Source organism: Streptomyces sp. NRRL F-2664 (assembly GCF_000719345.1).
In the GTDB taxonomy this organism is placed as follows: Bacteria; Actinomycetota; Actinomycetes; order Streptomycetales; family Streptomycetaceae; genus Streptomyces.
The window spans coordinates 1-16,629 of sequence record NZ_JOFX01000064.1 but is presented as its reverse complement, the minus strand read 5'-3'; the positions used below and the strand labels follow the sequence as shown (position 1 = coordinate 16,629).

General features: G+C 71.6%; 12 protein-coding genes and 1 pseudogene. 12 read left to right on the top strand and 1 reads right to left on the bottom strand.

All coding sequences use genetic code 11. The features are described from left to right. From IF89_RS44985 to IF89_RS44980, 12 genes are all read left to right on the top strand, one after another. The coding region (locus IF89_RS44985) for an RHS repeat-associated core domain-containing protein (RefSeq protein ID WP_199820592.1) at window positions 1-693 on the top strand (693 nt) is incomplete at its 5' end. 639 nt (window positions 694-1,332) lie between these two features. Continuing rightward, window positions 1,333-2,109, top strand: a complete 777-nt coding sequence (locus tag IF89_RS49720; protein WP_158717980.1) for a transposase domain-containing protein — start codon at window positions 1,333-1,335, stop codon at window positions 2,107-2,109. A 931-nt stretch (window positions 2,110-3,040) separates the two neighbouring features. Next, entirely contained in the window at window positions 3,041-4,093 is a 1,053-nt protein-coding gene (locus IF89_RS0132325; RefSeq protein WP_158717979.1) for a conjugal transfer protein, read from the top strand. After that, the gene (locus IF89_RS0132320; protein WP_051807960.1) at window positions 4,090-4,410 is read left to right on the top strand and encodes a hypothetical protein; all 321 of its coding nucleotides are present in this window, start codon (window positions 4,090-4,092) and stop codon (window positions 4,408-4,410) included. Before IF89_RS0132325 ends, IF89_RS0132320 begins: the two co-directional genes overlap by 4 nt. Next, the gene (locus IF89_RS0132315; RefSeq protein ID WP_030775653.1) at window positions 4,404-4,919 is read left to right on the top strand and encodes a hypothetical protein; all 516 of its coding nucleotides are present in this window, start codon (window positions 4,404-4,406) and stop codon (window positions 4,917-4,919) included. Before IF89_RS0132320 ends, IF89_RS0132315 begins: the two co-directional genes overlap by 7 nt. Further along, the gene (locus tag IF89_RS0132310; RefSeq protein WP_030775649.1) at window positions 4,919-7,477 is read left to right on the top strand and encodes an ATP-binding protein; all 2,559 of its coding nucleotides are present in this window, start codon (window positions 4,919-4,921) and stop codon (window positions 7,475-7,477) included. The genes IF89_RS0132315 and IF89_RS0132310 overlap by 1 nt, the downstream gene beginning before the upstream one ends. Further along, a complete protein-coding gene (locus IF89_RS0132305; RefSeq protein ID WP_030775646.1) occupies window positions 7,477-10,119 on the top strand; it encodes a hypothetical protein in 2,643 nt (880 codons plus the stop codon). The genes IF89_RS0132310 and IF89_RS0132305 overlap by 1 nt, the downstream gene beginning before the upstream one ends. Further along, window positions 10,116-11,234 carry an NlpC/P60 family protein gene (locus IF89_RS0132300; protein ID WP_030775643.1) on the top strand — a complete coding sequence of 373 codons (1,119 nt, stop codon included), beginning with the start codon at window positions 10,116-10,118 and terminating at the stop codon, window positions 11,232-11,234. Before IF89_RS0132305 ends, IF89_RS0132300 begins: the two co-directional genes overlap by 4 nt. Then, window positions 11,231-11,872, top strand: coding sequence for a hypothetical protein (locus tag IF89_RS48045; RefSeq protein WP_051807958.1), 642 nt, complete (start codon window positions 11,231-11,233; stop codon window positions 11,870-11,872). Before IF89_RS0132300 ends, IF89_RS48045 begins: the two co-directional genes overlap by 4 nt. Then, on the top strand, window positions 11,857-14,442 hold the full coding sequence (locus tag IF89_RS0132290) for a hypothetical protein (RefSeq protein WP_030775636.1): 2,586 nt from the start codon (window positions 11,857-11,859) through the stop codon (window positions 14,440-14,442). Before IF89_RS48045 ends, IF89_RS0132290 begins: the two co-directional genes overlap by 16 nt. Then, window positions 14,439-15,350 (top strand): replication-relaxation family protein, encoded by a 912-nt coding sequence (locus IF89_RS0132285; protein WP_030775632.1) that lies wholly within the window; start codon window positions 14,439-14,441, stop codon window positions 15,348-15,350. Before IF89_RS0132290 ends, IF89_RS0132285 begins: the two co-directional genes overlap by 4 nt. A gap of 378 nt (window positions 15,351-15,728) precedes the next feature. Continuing rightward, window positions 15,729-16,019 (top strand): hypothetical protein, encoded by a 291-nt coding sequence (locus IF89_RS44980; protein ID WP_030775629.1) that lies wholly within the window; start codon window positions 15,729-15,731, stop codon window positions 16,017-16,019. A gap of 271 nt (window positions 16,020-16,290) precedes the next feature. On the opposite strand, the pseudogene IF89_RS48040 reads toward IF89_RS44980, so the two are convergent. Further along, a pseudogene (locus IF89_RS48040) lies at window positions 16,291-16,629 on the bottom strand (hypothetical protein); the annotation flags it as partial.

Sequence of the window (16,629 nt, the reverse complement as noted above, 5' to 3'; positions counted from 1 at the left end):
GCACGCCTCTACCACCCCGAAACCGGCCGCTTCACCACCCGCGACCCCCACCCCACACCCCTCAACAAATACCAAGCCTACGCAGCCAACCCCATCGAACACACCGACCCCACCGGAAATATAACTTTGCGCATCCGTCGGCAGCACGGCCTCCACGTTGAGGATCCAGAGGTGTATGCCATCGATCGCGTTCCAGGCTCGGCGAAGCACGCAGAGAAGGGTTCCAAGGAGTCCTCTATAGGTAGTGAAGCGTCGAGGCTGCAATTGCCGACAAGCGCTGCAGCCCTCCGCGAAGCAGGAGGAAGCCCCTTCTATAGGGTTTTCGGGGTTGAATCCAGCTTCATCTACGACAGGGCAGCGGCCGCACATAAGAAAATCCGCAACCTGTCGGAAGACGACAGGAACCATGCTCTACTATTCTGGGTTAAGTTCGACATCGAGCAAGCGCTGACCGACCTGGGTATCATGTCGGTCCTTTCACGTGCACTCGACGAGCGAGTGACTGACGTTCTAGTAGCAGACATACGCCAGACAGCCAATGAATTCCAGAAAACCGTAAGGCGGATGAACGAAAATCATGAGCACAGCAGCTCAGAAAAGCCGGAATGGCTCACATCCCTTAATGTGATAGCAAACTCCGGAGTCGTAAGGTCGATGACGAGAGTAAAGAAAGAAGATTTTCTTAACACATAACACACTCGGGGGCTTGAGGGGGGATCCCGGCGCTGTGCCGGATATTGCTTGCTGCAACAATCCGGTGCATAAGCCCTCGCAATATTGAGGATTTTCAGCGACGCTGTTGCGCTGACGGGTTGAACTCACCGTCGCACGCCTGAGGATGCCGGCGTCCTCCCGCAGCCTGCGGTTCCCACGCTGCAGTGCCGCCAGCTCCTCGCGTTCGCTGCTGGTGAGACCGTCCCGTTCACCCGCGTCGACCTCGACCTCCCCCACCGCGGTCTCGGCCAGGTCGAATTCCTCGGCGAGCTGGCCGGCCGAACGGCCGCCCCGACGGCACAGCCCGGCGGTCTCGGTCTTGGACTCCGGCGTGAACGAGCGGCGAGGACGCGGCTTCTTCTTCCCCGTGCTCTCCATGATGAACATCATTCTTCCGGGGCGCAGGAGCCCCTGACCTGATGTCCGTCATAGCGGATCAAGCCCCAAGGCCGGGTAGTTGACGCCTTCGTGCTTGGTGGCAGGCGAGTTGGCAGGTGTTGCGGCGGGGGCACGTGGGCAACGGAGCCCCGTTGGAGCAGGTAGTCCGCCAAGACTTCTGCCGCCCACGAAGCTCCGTTGCCTGTACGTCACTGTGCCTCGCCGCCGGGTCTGGCGACCGTGGCCCGCCAGTTCACGGTGGCCGGAGGCCGGTTCGCTCCCGGTCGTCTGGGTGAGCTGACCCGGGTGCTGCCCTTCGAACTCGCCGGCGCCGTCCTGGAAGAGACGTTGACCGTGCAACGCCGACTGCGGGATCTTCCCACTCGGGTGGGGGTGTATTCATGCCGCGATGTGCCTGTTTCCGGAGGCCGGCTACCGGCTGGTGCGGCAGGAGCTGACCGCGGCGCTGGCAGAGGAAGGGCTGCAGATCGCGTGGCCGACGCGAAGGCCCTGCGGCGCCGTATCGCGACGATGCGGAACCTGTTCGAAGTACTGGCTGGGCCGCTGGCCCGGCCGACGGCACGCGGCGTGCAGTTCGGACCGTTCCGCACGGTCTCCTTGCCGGGTACAGCTCTATCAAGGTCTCCGAGAGCGACAGGAGTGAGGTCCGGTTGGGACCGCAGAGCCGAGGCGGCTACCCGGTGGGGGGCTGATGACCCTGGTGGAGACCGGCACCCGGGCCATGACCGGCGCAGTGTTCGGTCCCACCGGGGTCGGTGGGACCGGCTGCGCCCGCCGACTGCTGCACCACCTGCGCCCCGGCATGCTGGCCTTGTGGGACAAGGGCTTCGACGCCAGCGCCTTCCTGGCCGCGGTGGCCGATACCGGCGCCCAGTTCCTGGGCCGGATCCGCGCCAGCTGCCGCGCCCCGGTCCTGGCCTGCCTCGCGGACGGCTCCGACCTGTCCGTCCTCGGTACCGTCCTTTGTCCGCATCGTCGAAGCGACCATCACCGTGACCTGCAAGGACGGGATCTCCTTCCCTGGCTCCTCTCGCCTCGCCGCCGCCTTGACCGACGGACGCCGCTACTTCGCCGGAACCCTGGCCGCCCTCTGCCACCAGCGCTGGGAGCACGAGTCCGCATACTTCGCGCTGCGGCACCCCCTCTGGCAGGGCCGCGTGCTCTGCTCTGGCGGGCCCGTCGGCGTCGAGCAGGAGATGCGGGCCGTGCTCATGCTCTGCCGCGCCCTGCGGGCGGTCATGGTGGAGGCCGCCGAGTCCCGGCCCGGCACTGACCCGGACCGCTGCGGCTTCACCACCGCCCTGCATACCGATGACGCCGGTCGTGCCGTGTCCGTGATGCCTGTGGCCTGGACGGCAAGGTCTCGGGCGGCCGGCGGAGCCTGGACCAGTTCCTCCCGCCCAGGCGGCCCCGCGTCAGCACCCGCAAGGTCAAGCGACCGCCGACAAGACGGCCGCCCGGACCCCAGCCGCACTGTCACCGGCCTGGCCATCACCATCCTCGAGCCCGATCCTGACCTGCCCACTGCCCCACACGACGGCCGCCACGCCCTGCTCGGCAACCGCCGCCGGCAGCGCGTCCTGGACTGCTCGACACAGAACCCGACCGCCACTGGCACCCCCGCGACATCACCCTCGCAACCATGCGACGGCAGCTCGACCGATGGGCCCGCAACGGCCTCATCTGCAAAACCGGACCCGCCACCTACCGCACAGGCCAGGACGGCCCCTTGCCGCCAGCACGATTACGTTAACTATCCGGCCTTGGATCAAGCCCACCTCTGACCTGCGTTGGGGATCTTTCTGGGAAGTCCCCGCTACGGGCTGGTTCCAGTCGTGATGCGGCCGGGGTTGTCATGGTGAGCCGACCGGTGAGGACGCCGCCGTTTTGTGAGGGCAGAGCACAACACCCACCCGGAAGGCACCCCATGGCCCCCACACCTCCTCCTCACAGCCGGCGCAGCCGTGTCGCCGACTGGCCTCTGCTGCCGCTGCGCAAGCTCCGCCCCGAGACCGTTCCGGTGCGCACAGCACCCTGCGGGCCCCGGCTGGTCCGCTTCGCGATGTGGAGCGCTCTGGGCGCCGGCCCGCTCGCCCTGGCCGCCACGCTCTACGCGCCGCCGACCGCTGCGGTGCAGGCCGCGCCCGCGCCGCACCCCGCCGAAGCGCACGCCCCGGCCGATCCCCGGGGCGTGGCGGAGCTGTTCGTGGACCTGTGGCTGCGCGCCGACGGGTCCGACACCGACGGCAGCATCGCGTCCGCTGTGCGGGCGCTCGCTCCTGAAGTGGACCTGCCCAAGCGGCCCCGCTCCGCCGAGGCCCCGGCGGCGGCCGGGGGACGGGTGGTCGCCGTCCGCACGGTGGTCGGGTCTGGGACGTGGACGGTGGTGGTCGCGGCCCTGCGGGACCAGGCCGGGCCGGCCCCCGCAGGCAGTCCGCACACGGGGGCGCCTCTCGTGCGGTACTACGCGGTGTCTGGGACCGGCGGCGCCGAGGGCACGCCGGTCGCGATCGGCGGTGCACCGGCCGAGGTCGCCGCCCCCGATGCGGCTGCCGTTCCTGATGCGCAGTTCCTTCGCCGGGTCCCCGCGGGCGGCGCGCTGGAGACGTCGCTGGGTGAATTCGTCCGTGCGTACCTCGGCGGGGGGCAGGGCGGCGGCCTGGAGCGGTATCTGTCGCCGGGGCTGCGGGTGTCGGCGCCGAAGACCGCGGTGTACGTGCGCGCCGAGGTCATCGATGTTCTCACCGACGCCGAGGCCGCCACTGCGTCGGCTGTTCCTGCTGACGGGACGAAGGCGCGGGTGCGTATCCGGGTGAGCGGTGAGGACAGGCTGGGGGTCCGGTGGCCGCTGGTCTACCGGGCGGAGGTGACCGCCCGTGCCGGGCGGTGGGAGGTCAGCGCGCTGGAGGCCGGTATCGCCGACCTGCCCGCCGGAGCGGACTCCCCTTCCTCTGCGGCCGTCTTGGGTGGTGGGCGGTGAACACGCTGAACTCTGTGGTGTTGGCCGGGCAGCTGGACGCGCTCGGCGATTCTCTGATCGGGACCCTGGCCGGCTGGGCCGACAGTGGGCTCAAGGCCGCGCTGACGCTGGTGGTCGTGGTCACCGTCGCGCGGAGGTTCTCTCTCAAGGCGGGTATCGGTGCGCTTATCGCGCTGGTGATCGCCCTCGGTATCTACAACTCGCGTGATTCGCTCGCGTCGATCTTCTCCGACGAGATCAAGAACCCGGCCAAGAGCACCGGCCAGGCCGTCGTGGTGGTCGCTGCGCGCGCCGATGCGGATGGCGGTACGTGGTGAGCCGGCAGGGTGTTGCCCGGGTCTATACCAGCGCGCGCCGGCACCCGTGGGTGCTGGGCAGGCTGGGCGACTGGACGGTGCCGTTCGGCCCGTACACGCCGGCGCAGCTGGTGGTGCTGGGCGGCGGGGCTTTCGCTCTGGTCAAGGCGTATGCGTGGTGGTCGTGGGCGGGTCCGGTCCCGGTGGTGCTGTGGATCGCGTCGGTGTGGGCGGTGCGCGGTGCGCAGATCGCCGGGCAGAACCCGTTCACCGCGTTGCTCGGCGTGCTGGTCCTTCTCATCCGGCATCCGGCCGGGAGGGTGGGCGGCCGGGTCGCCCGCGAGCGGCGCCCTTCGTACCTGCGCTGTCGCTTCACCCTCGCGTCGGCCGTCGAGCCGCTCGTGCCCACGGTCGTCAGCGAGGCACCGTCCGTCGTGCCCGCGGCAGCTGTGACTCCGCTGCCGGTTGCTGCGGCCGTTGGTTCGGGTCTGTCGCGGCTACTGGCAGGCGCGGGACAGGGGGTGGCGTGATGCGGACGCCTTTCCGGCACGTCCACGGCCATCTGCTCTGGTCGACCACGTCGCAGGTGTGGGCGTTGTGGCGGGTGACACCCCTGCCCGGTGGCTACCTTCCCGCGCGGGTCCATCAGGAGCTTCTCGGCCGGGTCACCTCACTGGTCCGCTCGATGCCGGGGATGGAGCCGCGCCTGTTCGTGCTGGCGGCCCGTACCGACCCGGGCGAGGTGGCCGAGCGCATGGTTGCGGGGGTCGACTGGCAGCGGCTGCCCGCGTGGGCGCAGACCTGCGCGGCCGCGGTGGACCTGCTGACCGGTCAGGAGATGCACGAGCGGACCGTGTGGCTCGCCATCCCCCTCGCGGCGAAGAAGTCCGCCACCGGTATCTCCCTCGGTGCCCTGTACGCGGAGCTGTCGGCGGTGCTGGATCTGCCGCCGGTGGCGGTACCGGAGGCGCAGGTGCGGGCTGCGGTGGAGGAGGCCGGGCGGGTGCAGACTTCGTTGGGCGGCGGTCTCGGCATGCGCCCGGCGTCGCCGGCGGAGATCGTGTGGATGCTGCAGCACGCCGTGCACCGGGGCTTGGCGGAGGAGCCGCTGCTGGGCGACGCCGAGCACAGCCCCTTGTTCGGCAGCCGTGTCCGCGACGGGCAGCTGTCCTCTCCCTCCTACGCCGACCTCGGGCAGATCCGTCTCGCCGAGGGCGGCCGGGACCTCGCCGGGCCCGCGAAGGCGGACCGGACGCCGTGGTGGCGTTCGGGTGCGTCCTCGCCCCTGGGCCGCAGGTGGCTGCAGGTCGAGTCCGACGCCGGCACCGGCTACCAGGCGCACTTGGTGCTCGCTGAGCTCCCGCCGGCGGTGGCGGTGCAGAGCGCGGACGTCCTGGCGCAGCTGGAGGGTCTGCCGTTCCCGGTCGATGTCGCGGTGGACCTGCGGGTGGTGCCTGCGAGGAGGGCGCGGGAGCAGGTGCAGCGCAAGAAGCGTGAACTGCTGGACCAGGCCGAGCAGTACGGGGCGCAGCCGACGGGGATGCCGCATTCGCTGCCGGAGGCGGCCGGGGATCTGGCCGAGCAGGACGCGCGGATGGCGCGGACTTCGGTCGAGGTCGAGGTGCAGTCCGTGACGGTCCTCAGCGTGTGGGGGCCCGACGCGGCGACCTGTGATGTGCGGGCGCGAGAGCTGTCTGCGGCCCTGTCGGGCGGTGACTACCGGGTGGAGCGCCCCTACGGGATGCAGGAGGAACTCTTCGCTCTGGGACTGCCGGGCGCTGTGCGGGCGGCGAAGCTGGGGCAGTTCACCCAGCACCAGCTGTCGCAGGACTGGGCTGCCAGTGGGGCGCTGACCCTGTCGCGGGTGGGTGATCCGGCCGGGATGCTCATCGGGCACGACCTGGGCAGCGGCACGATCCGCCCCGTTCTGCTCAATCCGGCCGACGCGCCGCAGGTCAACGCGTCCGCGTCCAGCGCTGTGATCGGTGATCTGGGCAGCGGCAAGAGCGTGCTGGAGAAGCTGGTCACCTCCGCGGTCGTGGACCGGGGCGGCAGGGCGATCGTGATCGACCGGACCCCGATCCGCGAGTGGGCGGGCTTTGCCCGGGCCGCGGTGGGCGGGCGCTGCCAGGTCATCGACGCTGCCCGGGCCAGGATCTCCATCGACCCTTTGCGGGTGTTCGGCGGCCCGGCCGGTGCCCACTACGCCCTGTCCTATCTGACCCTCCAGCTGGGGGTGGGGGCGATGACCGCGGCCGGCGCGGTCCTGCATCACGCGGTGGAGGAGGTGTCCGGCGGGCCGGAGCCGTCCATGGGCAAGGTCCTGGACGTCTTGGCGTCGCTGGCTGCGGCCGGGAGCAGCAGTCGTGCGGACGCGGCGGCGGCCATGGCCGACCTGCTGCGGATCGTCGCCGGCAACCCCCTCGCGGCGATGGTGTTCGACCCCGGCCTGCCCGCGGTCAGCCTGGACGGCGATATGGGCGCCGACATGGTGGTGGTCACCACCACCGGCCTCACCCTGCCCCCGCGGGAGGCGTTCGCCGACGTCGAGGTCCTGCGCCAGCAGCCGCTGGAGGCCCTGATCGGTCGCGCCGTGCTGTACCTGATCGCGGCCATCGCCCGGCAGGCAGCGTTCACCGACCCGGGACGGTTCTGCCTGGTCGCGCTGGACGAGTGCTACTGGCTCACCTCCTCCGCCGAAGGCGCTGCCCTGGTCCACGAGATCCTCCACGACGGCCGCAAGCACGGCGCTGGGGTGTTCCTCGGTGCCCACGACGAGAGCGAGCTGGGCAAGGACGCAGGTTTGATCGCCTACCGGTTCCTGGCCCGCACCGCCGACAGCGCCCGCGCGGCCCGGGGCTTGCAGTTCCTCGGTCTGGACGAGACGGACGAGGACCTGATCCAGCTGGTGACCACTGGCCTGTCCCCGGTCGGGCAGGCCGGCCGGGAGGGCGAGATGCTGCTGCGCGACCCGCGGATGCAGGCCGGCCGGATCAAGGTCGTCGTCCCGCCCGTCGCCCGCCTGCAGGAGAACATCTTCACCACCCCGGGCCGCTCCCCGGCACAGGCCGCGGGTGGTACCCAGTGATGCGCGTACGAGGCCGGTTCGACCACGGCACGCTGAGGTCCGCGGGATTCGTGGCGCTGCTGACCGTCGTTTTCCTGGTGACCAACACCGCAGTGGCCGCGGCCGCCGACGGATCCGGGACCGGCGGGGGCCTGCTCGGGCCGCTGGACATCGTCACCCGTGAGGGCGTGCCGCTCAGCGGCTACCAGCTGGAGAGCAGCGTCGCCTCCCAGACCGTCGGGGAGCGTGTCGAGGACGTCGTCGTGGGCAACAGCATGCCGTTCGACGTCATCGGCGAAACACAGCGGCTCCTACTGAACGGCCTGTTCACCCTGGTGCGGCTGCTGGTCGGTCTGTCCGGCTGGGCGAGCGCTGCCGTCCTCGACTTCCCCGTGCTGCGCCTCCTTGCCGATCCGGCGCAGCGTCTCGCCGATGCCTACCAGCGGCACGTCGTCGGCGCTCTCGGCCTCGAAGGCCTTCTGCTGGCGTGGGCGTTCGTCTTCGGCCTGGTCCTCTTCGTCCGCGGGAAGGCCGGCAAGGGGCTGGGTGAAATCGTCCTGACCCTGGTGATCGCGGCGCTGGCCGCCAGTGCGTTCGTACGGCCCGACTACCTGCTGGGCAAGGACGGGCCGCTGCAGCAGACCCACCAGGCCGCCATCGAGGTAGCCTCCATCACCACCGCTTCCTACTTCGACACCCCCGCCCGCGGGGGCCGGCCCTGCGACACCGCGGTCGGCCCCGCCCACGACGCGTGCGTGGCCGAGCAGGCCGACGCCAAGACCGTCACCGCACCGATCCAGGCCGCCCTGACGGACGCCCTCGTCGTCAAGCCCTACATGCTCCTGCAGTACGGGCGGATCCTGGACCCGAATAAGGAGGGGCAGAAGGCCGCGTACGGGGCGCACTTGAAGTGGGTCAAGGGCAACGCGGCCGGCCAGACAGCCGCGCAGCCGGCCGATGGGGACGACCCGTGCGCGCTGCTCGACGGCCCATCGAAGACGTACTGCCAAGACGCGCAGAAGCAGCGGGAGAAGGCCGGGAACTGCGAGCACCTGGACCCGCAGAGCGAGAAGCGGTGCCGCGAACAGGTCCTCGGCAAAAGCGGCTTTCCCGGGTTGGTCCAGGACCTGGAGGGCGCCGGCGGCGTCGGCAAGTCCGCGGCCGCGTACGCGCAGCAGCCGTCGTGGGACCGGGTGTGGGGCGTCCTGGCCCTGCTGATTGCCGCCCTTGTCGTCACGCTCATGGTCGTCTCGATGTCGGTGGTCATGCTCGGCGCCCAGGGCGCCGACGCCGCCGCAGCAGCCGGCGGACCGATCGCGTGGGTGTGGGCGATGCTGCCCGGCCCCTCCCGGATGCTGCTCTGGCGGTGGCTGGGGGTATTCGTTGTCTCCGCGCTGGTGTCGTTCATGGCCGCCATGGCGCTCCCCCTGTTCGGAATCGCCGTGGACGCGATCCTCGCCGACAGCGGCCCCGACCAGATGATGGAGCGCCTCTTCCTCGTCGACGCCCTCGCGCTCGCGTTTTTGGTGCTGCACCGGCGGATCCTGCGGGCGACGGCCGGATTCGGGCAGCGCATGGCGACCCGCATGCGCTACGCGAAGGTCGGCGGCAGCCACCTGCCCGGCGACAACTCCGAACTCGGCGCAGCCCTCGCCATGCACGGCCCCACCCCGGGCAGTGGATCCGGCGGGCTGGGGGGCGGAGCTTCTGCGGCGCACGGGGCGTTCGGTGCCCGGTTGCGGTCTCTGGGCAGCTTCGCCGCGCTCTCCGACCCCGCGGGCATGCCGATGAACCCCGGCCGGCTGCTCGGTGACGCCGTCGCCGAGGGACGACGCGGAATTGCACCGCTGGCCATCGCGCTGCGCGCCGCGCACACCGCACTCATCGGGCCGCCGCCCGGCCGGCATCCGGCCGCGGCCCGGCTGCACGCGTACGCGAAGGTCACGGCCGCGGGCCGGGCCGGGGGCGGTGCGGATGGCGGGGAGATGGTGGTGGACGAGTGGACGGGCGAGATCCTCCACGACCCGGCCACCGACCGGCCGCTGCTGGGATCCCGGATCCATGCCCGGGCCAGCCGGCTGCGCGGCTACCGCGTCGCGTCCCGCACCGCCCGCGTCGCCTACGGCGCAACCCTGGGGCTGCCCCGCACCCTGTCGACAACGCGTGCGGCGGCCTCGGAGTTCACCACCGACGCGCGCACCCAGTTGAGGGTCGCCTCCCGCCAGGTCCGCCAGGACGCAGACCGCTGGATGCAGCCCGTCGGCCACGCCGGGCAGGCCCTGGCCACCGCCTGGCAGGTCCACGACCCGGCCGGCACCATCCGGGACACCGCCCTCGCGGCGGCCGTCCATGCGGCGCCGCTGACCGGCACCCCGGTCAGCCGCCCGGACACCAGCGTGTCCGCCCCGCGCACCCCCGGCGGCCGCCGTCCCTCCCCCGTGTCCGGCCCTGCCCTCCCAGCAGAAGGCGGCATCAGCCCGGGCCGCAGCCATATGGTCGGAGCGCGCGGGCAGGCACCGCAAGCCCGGCCCCAGGCCGCCGGCCAGGTGCCCGCGGAGGACCGGGGTGGCGCGGAGGCCGAGGCGGATGCGGCCCGGCTGCGCCGGATCTTCGCCGAGCGCGCGGCCGCCGCCCGCCGGCGCCGTGAGGAAGACGGCCGGTGAAGCGGTGGAAGAAGACGGGCTGCCTCACGCTGCTGCTGCTCGTCGCCGCGGTGTGCTGCACCGGGCCCGTCCTGCTGGCAGCGGCCCGCAGCCAGAACGCGCCCGCGGCAGGTGCCGGTATCGACGCGGCAGCGGCCGGAATTCCCCCGCGCATGCTGGCCGCCTACCTCACCGGCGCCTCCCAGATCAATGCGCACGTACCGGACTGCCGCGGGATGCGCTGGCAGATCCTCGCCGGGATCGCCCGGGTGGAGTCCGACCACGCCTTAGGCCGCACCGTCAGCGCGGGCGGAGACATCACCCCGCCCATCACCGGCCCCCGGCTGGACGGCTCCGGTGCCGGCGGCAACACCACCGCTGTCCGCGACACCGACAACGGCCAGTGGGACGGCGACAGCGCATACGAACGGGCCGTCGGCCCCTTCCAGTTCCTGCCCGAGACGTTCCGCGCCTACGGCAAGGACGGCAACCGCGATGGCGTCGCCAACCCGCACAACGCCGACGACGCCGCGGCCTCCGCCGCCGTCTACCTGTGCGGGAAGGGCCGCGACCTCACCGGCCGCGAGCAGCTGCGCGCGGCGATCCACACCTACAACCGGTCGCGGGCGTACGTCGACGACGTCCTCTGGGGGATCGACCGGTACGACGCGCTCGGCGCCAGCCCGCAGATGCCTGCCGGGAGCGCGGGGGCCGTCATCCAGGCCGCGCTCGCCCAGCAGGGCATCCCCTACTCCTGGGGCGGCGGCAACGCCCGCGGCCGCTCCACCGGGATCTGCTGCTCTCCCGGCGGGCAGGACGGCCGCACCGTCAACGGCTTCGACTGCTCCGGCCTGACCCTCTACGCCTACGCCCAGGCCGGGATCAACCTGCCGCGTACCGCCGCCGCGCAGGCCGGCGCCGGGCGCCGCATCCCCGCCTCGGCGGGCATCGGTGCGCTGCTGCCGGGCGATCTCGTCTTCTACGGCTACAGCCCCGCCAACGACTCCACCATCCACCACGTCGGCCTCTACCTCGGAGACGGACAGATGATCAACGCGCCCCGGCCCGGGAAGCCCGTCCGCATCGACCCGGTCACGGCCCTGCCCGACTACGCGGGAGGGGCACGGCTGCTGTGAACACCTCCTCCTGGCGGGCCGGCGGCCGCCTCCTGGCCGCGGCCGTCCTCCTCGCCGGCATCGGAATCTGGATGCTGTCGGCCGGCCCCGCCTCCACCACCATTGGCCAGGCCCCCGGCTCGCGGGGCTTCGCCGCGCCCGCGGACCGTCCCGCGGGCGCGGTCCCGGCTCCGGCTGGGCCTGCACCGTCCAGTGCGAGCGCTCCGACGGTGGCTCCCGAAGTCGTGGCCCCATCTGGCTCACCTCAGCCGGCGGCCGATGCGCCGACGGCCCTCCCGCCAAGCCCCGCCGGCTGGCCGGGCGGTGCGGCACCGGCGAGCGAGCTCCCGCCGCCCGGTTCGGGCCCGGCAGCCGACCCGCTCATCCAGCAGGCCCTGGATCGGGCCAGCCGGCCCGACCTTCCGCCCGCCGACGAGCAGCGCCTGGTGGCGGCTGGACGTGCGGCGTGGCTGGCCGAGACCGTCCGGTACACGCGGGTGCGCATTCAGGCGGCGACCGCCCGCCGGGCGCCCGACCGGGACGGTGCGGTGGTGCGCCTGGTGTGGGCCGGCGCGGACCCGGCCGGTACCTGCCTGGACGGCCGCACCGCGGCCCTCCACTACATCCGCAACGGAGAAGGATTATGGACGCGTACGTGACGGCAGCAGGAGCACTCGGCACCGCCGCAAGCATCGTCGACGCGCTCGGCGGTCTCGCCCGGTGGGGGCTCGCCAGCGCCTGGTGGCTGGCGCTCCTCCTCGGCGCCTACGCGATCGGGTGGGAGGCACTGCAACACTGCCTGGCCGTGCGGGCACTGGCCGAGCGGGCCTGCGTGGAGCTGGTGCCCAGTGCCGTGTTCGAGCCGAGTCCCGAGCAGATCTGGCGGCAGGGCATGCTCCTGATCCGGGCCGCCGGCTCCGGCCCGTGGTGGGTTCCGCCCCGGGCCCGCACAGTGCGGCTCCGGCTGCGCGCTGACGGAACCCGGGCCCTGGCCTACCGCGTCGAGGCGCCCGCCTGCGCGCACGCGCTGCTGGCCACCACCCCCTACGGCCTCCGAGTCCGGGCCGAGCCGGTCGGCCCTATCGCCGACAAGCATCGCGAATACGTCGTGCGGGCCGTGCTGTCTCTGCGCGGCAAGCCCGGCTCCCGGCTGCGGGAGGTCCCGCTGGAGCCCGATCCGCTCCAGCCGCTGATCGACGCCGTGGCCGGCCTGCGTTCCGAACTCGGGGACCTGGCCGAGGTCTGCGTCGACCTGTCGCCCGCTTCGCGCTGGCACCTCGCCGTCCGGCGCGCCCAGGCAATGCGCATGGCACGGGAGGAAGCCCGGCGTGAGGCGCAGCGCGAGGCGCGGTGGCTCACCCAGGACTCGGCCGACTCGCTGCCCGTGACCGTCGGCAGGCTGCTGGACCCGGCGCAATGGCGGGGTGCGCCCCGGGGGCGGCGGCTGGTGTCTGCGCAGCCGCGCCGTGTCGACCGGGAGACGGTGCTGGGCAAACTCGCCGAAGGGGCCGGGCTGGTGCGGGTGCAGATCCTGGTGCGCTGCGCCTCCGACAGGGCCGACCGTGCGCAGGCCCGGCTCGCACGCATCAACGCGGCCATGGACGTGTATGCGGGGCCGTCCCGTCTTGTGTCGCAGGGGTGGTCGCGGGGGCCGGTGCGGATCGGTCCGGACCGGTGGCCGTGGCGGCCGCGGTTCGACCAGCGGTGGCAGCAGGCCCTGATGCGGCCGGCCCGGAGCGGGTGGGCGCACCTGGAGGAGATCGCCGGACTCCTCAAGCCGCCGACCGCGTGGGCGGACCTGCCGCTGCTGGAGAGCGACATGCCGACCTACACGGTGGGCAAGGACCTGCTGCCGCAGGGCTGGTACCGGGGCCCGGACGGACGGGAGCGGCTGCTGGCCACCCACGAGGACGACACCCTCTTCGAGGTCCAGTCCGGCAAAGCGGGGTGGGGCAAAACCATGCGCGCCCAGGTCCAGGCCGTCGCCAGCGCCCACAACGGGCGGGGGCTGGCCTTCGTCGACCCGCACGGCGACTGCCTCACCGACGTCGCCCGCTACCTGGCCCACGACGACATCATCGAGCGGATCGCCGTTTTCGACCTCACCGTGCACGACGACAGCTCTTTGCTGGCCTGCTGGAATCTGCTCGACATGTCCGGCCGGCCCCGCCCGTACGAGGTGTCCGCCGCGGTGGTCGATGCGATCGCCGCGTCCCTGGGGTGGGACGACGCGAGCGCGCCGCGGGCCCTGACGATCCTGGCCAAGGCCGTGGAGGCCCTGGTCTGCGTCAACACCCTCGCCGTCGCCGCCCGCATGCCCGGACAGCAGGCCACCGTCTTCCAGATCCGGCCGCTCCTGACCGACCCGACTTTTCGGTACCTGGTGGTCGGCGCGCTCGATCCGCAAGCACAGCGGTGGTGGACCGGCACCTTCCCCGACCTGCCCAAGGACGGTCTGGCAACCGTCCTGAACCCGCTGGAGCGGCTGGGGGCCAACCCGGTGATCCGGGCATTCCTCGGGGGCCCGGTCAGCGGCTACGACATCCGCCGGGCCATGGACGAGAGCCAGGTGGTGTGGATCTGCCCGCCCGGCACCGGCCCGACCGACCGGCTGCTGACCTCCCTGCTCGTCCGCGACTTCCTGCGCGCCGGCCTGTCCCGCCGCGACCTGCCCGAGGGCCAGCGGCACCCGTTCCGCTTCTACCTGGACGAGATGATCTCCCTGGACGGAGGGGGTGCTTCCACCGTCCTTGCGGAGATCACCGAGCAGCTCCGCAAGTTCGGCGGGCGCCTGCACGGCATGACCCAGCTCCTGCACCGGCTCAGCCCCGCAACCCGCGCGGCGCTCCTGCAGAACGCCTCCTGCCTGTCCACCACCGCCGGATCCGTGGAGGCGACCACGCCGGTGACCGCCCAGTGGGCGAGCCGCGTCACTGCGCAGGACGCGGCCGGGCTGGAACGGTGGTGGCACTACGCCTCCTTCACCGTCGCCGGCAAACGCCTCGGCCCCCTGCACATCCGCGGACCTGAACTCGACGAGGTCTTCGGCCGCCTCGCGAAACCGTCCCGCACCCAGGGCCTGCTCCGGGCCGCACACGCCAACACCGGGGCCCGGCCCCTGTCCGAGCAGAGCGCCCTCGCCGCGGGCCAGGAGGAACGGGTAAGCGCATTCCTCACCGGCCGGACCCCGACTACCACCGACGGCCACAACCAGGAGCACTACGCGTGACCAGACCCGCCGTCATCCAGCCTGGCACCGCCGACACCTACGCCCACCAAGCGCTGGCCCTGATCGCCCAGCACCGTCTGCTGACCAGCACCCAGCTCCACCAGATGCTCATGCCTCACACCCCGCCCCGGAAGATCCACAAGGTACTCGCCCCGCTGCGCGCGGAAGGACTCATCGCGCACACTGCGCTGGGCGTCCGAAGCGGCCTCAAAGCCCACTTCCTGACCGCCGCCGGAGCCCAGGTCGCAGCCGACTGGCCCGAGCTCCGCGGCCGTGCCGCCACCGTCATCGCCAGTCCCACCGCGGCCTCCATGCGGGCCGCCCACACCCTCGCCGGCGTCCGCGCCCACCTGGCGTTCCTCACCGAGGCACGCGAACGGGGCGACGAATACCAGCCGCTGGACTGGATGCCCGAAGTCACCCACCGGCTGCCCGACACCGGCGGCCAGGACCGGCTCACCGCCGACGCCGTCCTCCACTACACCGCCACCCAGCCCCGCCGCCTGCAGTACCGGGCGTTCGTGGAAATCGACCGCACCACCATGAGCAGCGAACGCCTCGCCCGCAAGCTCATCACCTACGCCCGCTTCCACGACTACACCCCCCAGCCCGCCGGACGCCGCGGGACCGCCGCCGACCAGAACGCGGCCCTGTCCGCGTGGCAGCGCTTCTACCCCCGCTTCCCCCGCATCCTGTTCATCCTCACCGGTGCCCCCCGCGCCACCCTCACGGCCCGCATCACGGACCTGCGGCGGATGGCCGCCGACCACGGCCTGGTCACCCGCCTCGCCTCCCATGTTCCGCTCGGCGCCGCCATCCTCGAAGACCTCGAAGAAGCCGGCCCCTCCGGCCCGGTGTGGACACCCCTGGCCGGCACTGGCGAGCGCCGCGGCTGGACACACCTTTGAGCCCATGGACCAAACAGCCGGGCTACCACGGCACCGCCCCCCATAAGGAAGTCATCCAGCCGGAAAAGCAGCACTCCAAGACAAGGGGAAGACGTTGCCTCCAGCCGAACCGATCGACACCATGTGGCAATGGCCCGCTCTACACCACCGCCACCGCATCGAACAGCCGAACGCCCCCAAGAGCCCCTCACCCCAGCACGACCGGCCCAGACAACCCCCACCCCCTCCTCGACCACGGCCCACACGGCACACACGGCACACACGGCACACAGCCACCGAATGCCGCGTAACCGATACATGCCGCAACACCCCCGACGCCACCTGCCAGACCATGCATCATCTGTGCCAGCCACGCCTCAGCCTGCAGGAGACCAGCCCATGCCCCAGCCCACCCGCCCGGCATACCGAGTCGAGTTCACCGAGGCCGCCGCAGCCGTCCGCGACACCCTTCCCGAACAGCGCAAAGCTCAGCTCGCACGCGGCATCCGCGTCCTCGCACGCGACCCCTACACCAAACACTCCGCGCCCATCGGACCCGACGACTACAGCCGCAAAGCCATGGTCGCGGAGTCATTGTTGATCGAATATGGCGTACTCGAAGGCGTCATGATCGTCATCGTTGTCTCCATCCTGGACGACATGCAGTTCATCGCAGACGACGAAGACTGACACCACAGCACCCACACAGCACAAACCCGCCAGCCTCAAAGCACGACGGACGTCCCGCCAGACCGGGGGATGAAGCGGGCGTCGACCACCACGATCGCGTCCGTCCAATCTGCGGACCATCGCCGCGATAGACGAGTCCATCAACCCCCGGCAAGCGCGACGCCTTCACCGCCTCGCTCACTTCGCGGCAACCTGAACCCGCGAATCACAGCCGCCATCTCGTCGGGCACAACAGACACATCGCGATACCACGAGACCAGCCTGTACCTCGTCACCGCCACGTCGAAAACCGACCAGCCGGCAAAGGTGACAGCCGCCAGGCGATACCGCCGCTCCGCCACGGCTTCCGTACGCCGATCTCGTTGAGCGCGACCGTCCGCCTGCCATTCTCAGCGGTGAAGTCCTCGGGCAGATGTTCCTTCATCGAGGACCACCAGGCCGTGTCCGCTCCGAGCGGGACGCCGAAGCAGAAGCCCACGGGACGCCCATCCTCGTACCCCATCACGGCAGACGGGTCTGTCCAGTAAACGGTGTAACTGGTTGGGTTTCTGAGGTCAGATTCGGTTGTTGGTGAGGCGTCCGTCGAAGGTGATGTCGAAGGCCTGCAGCG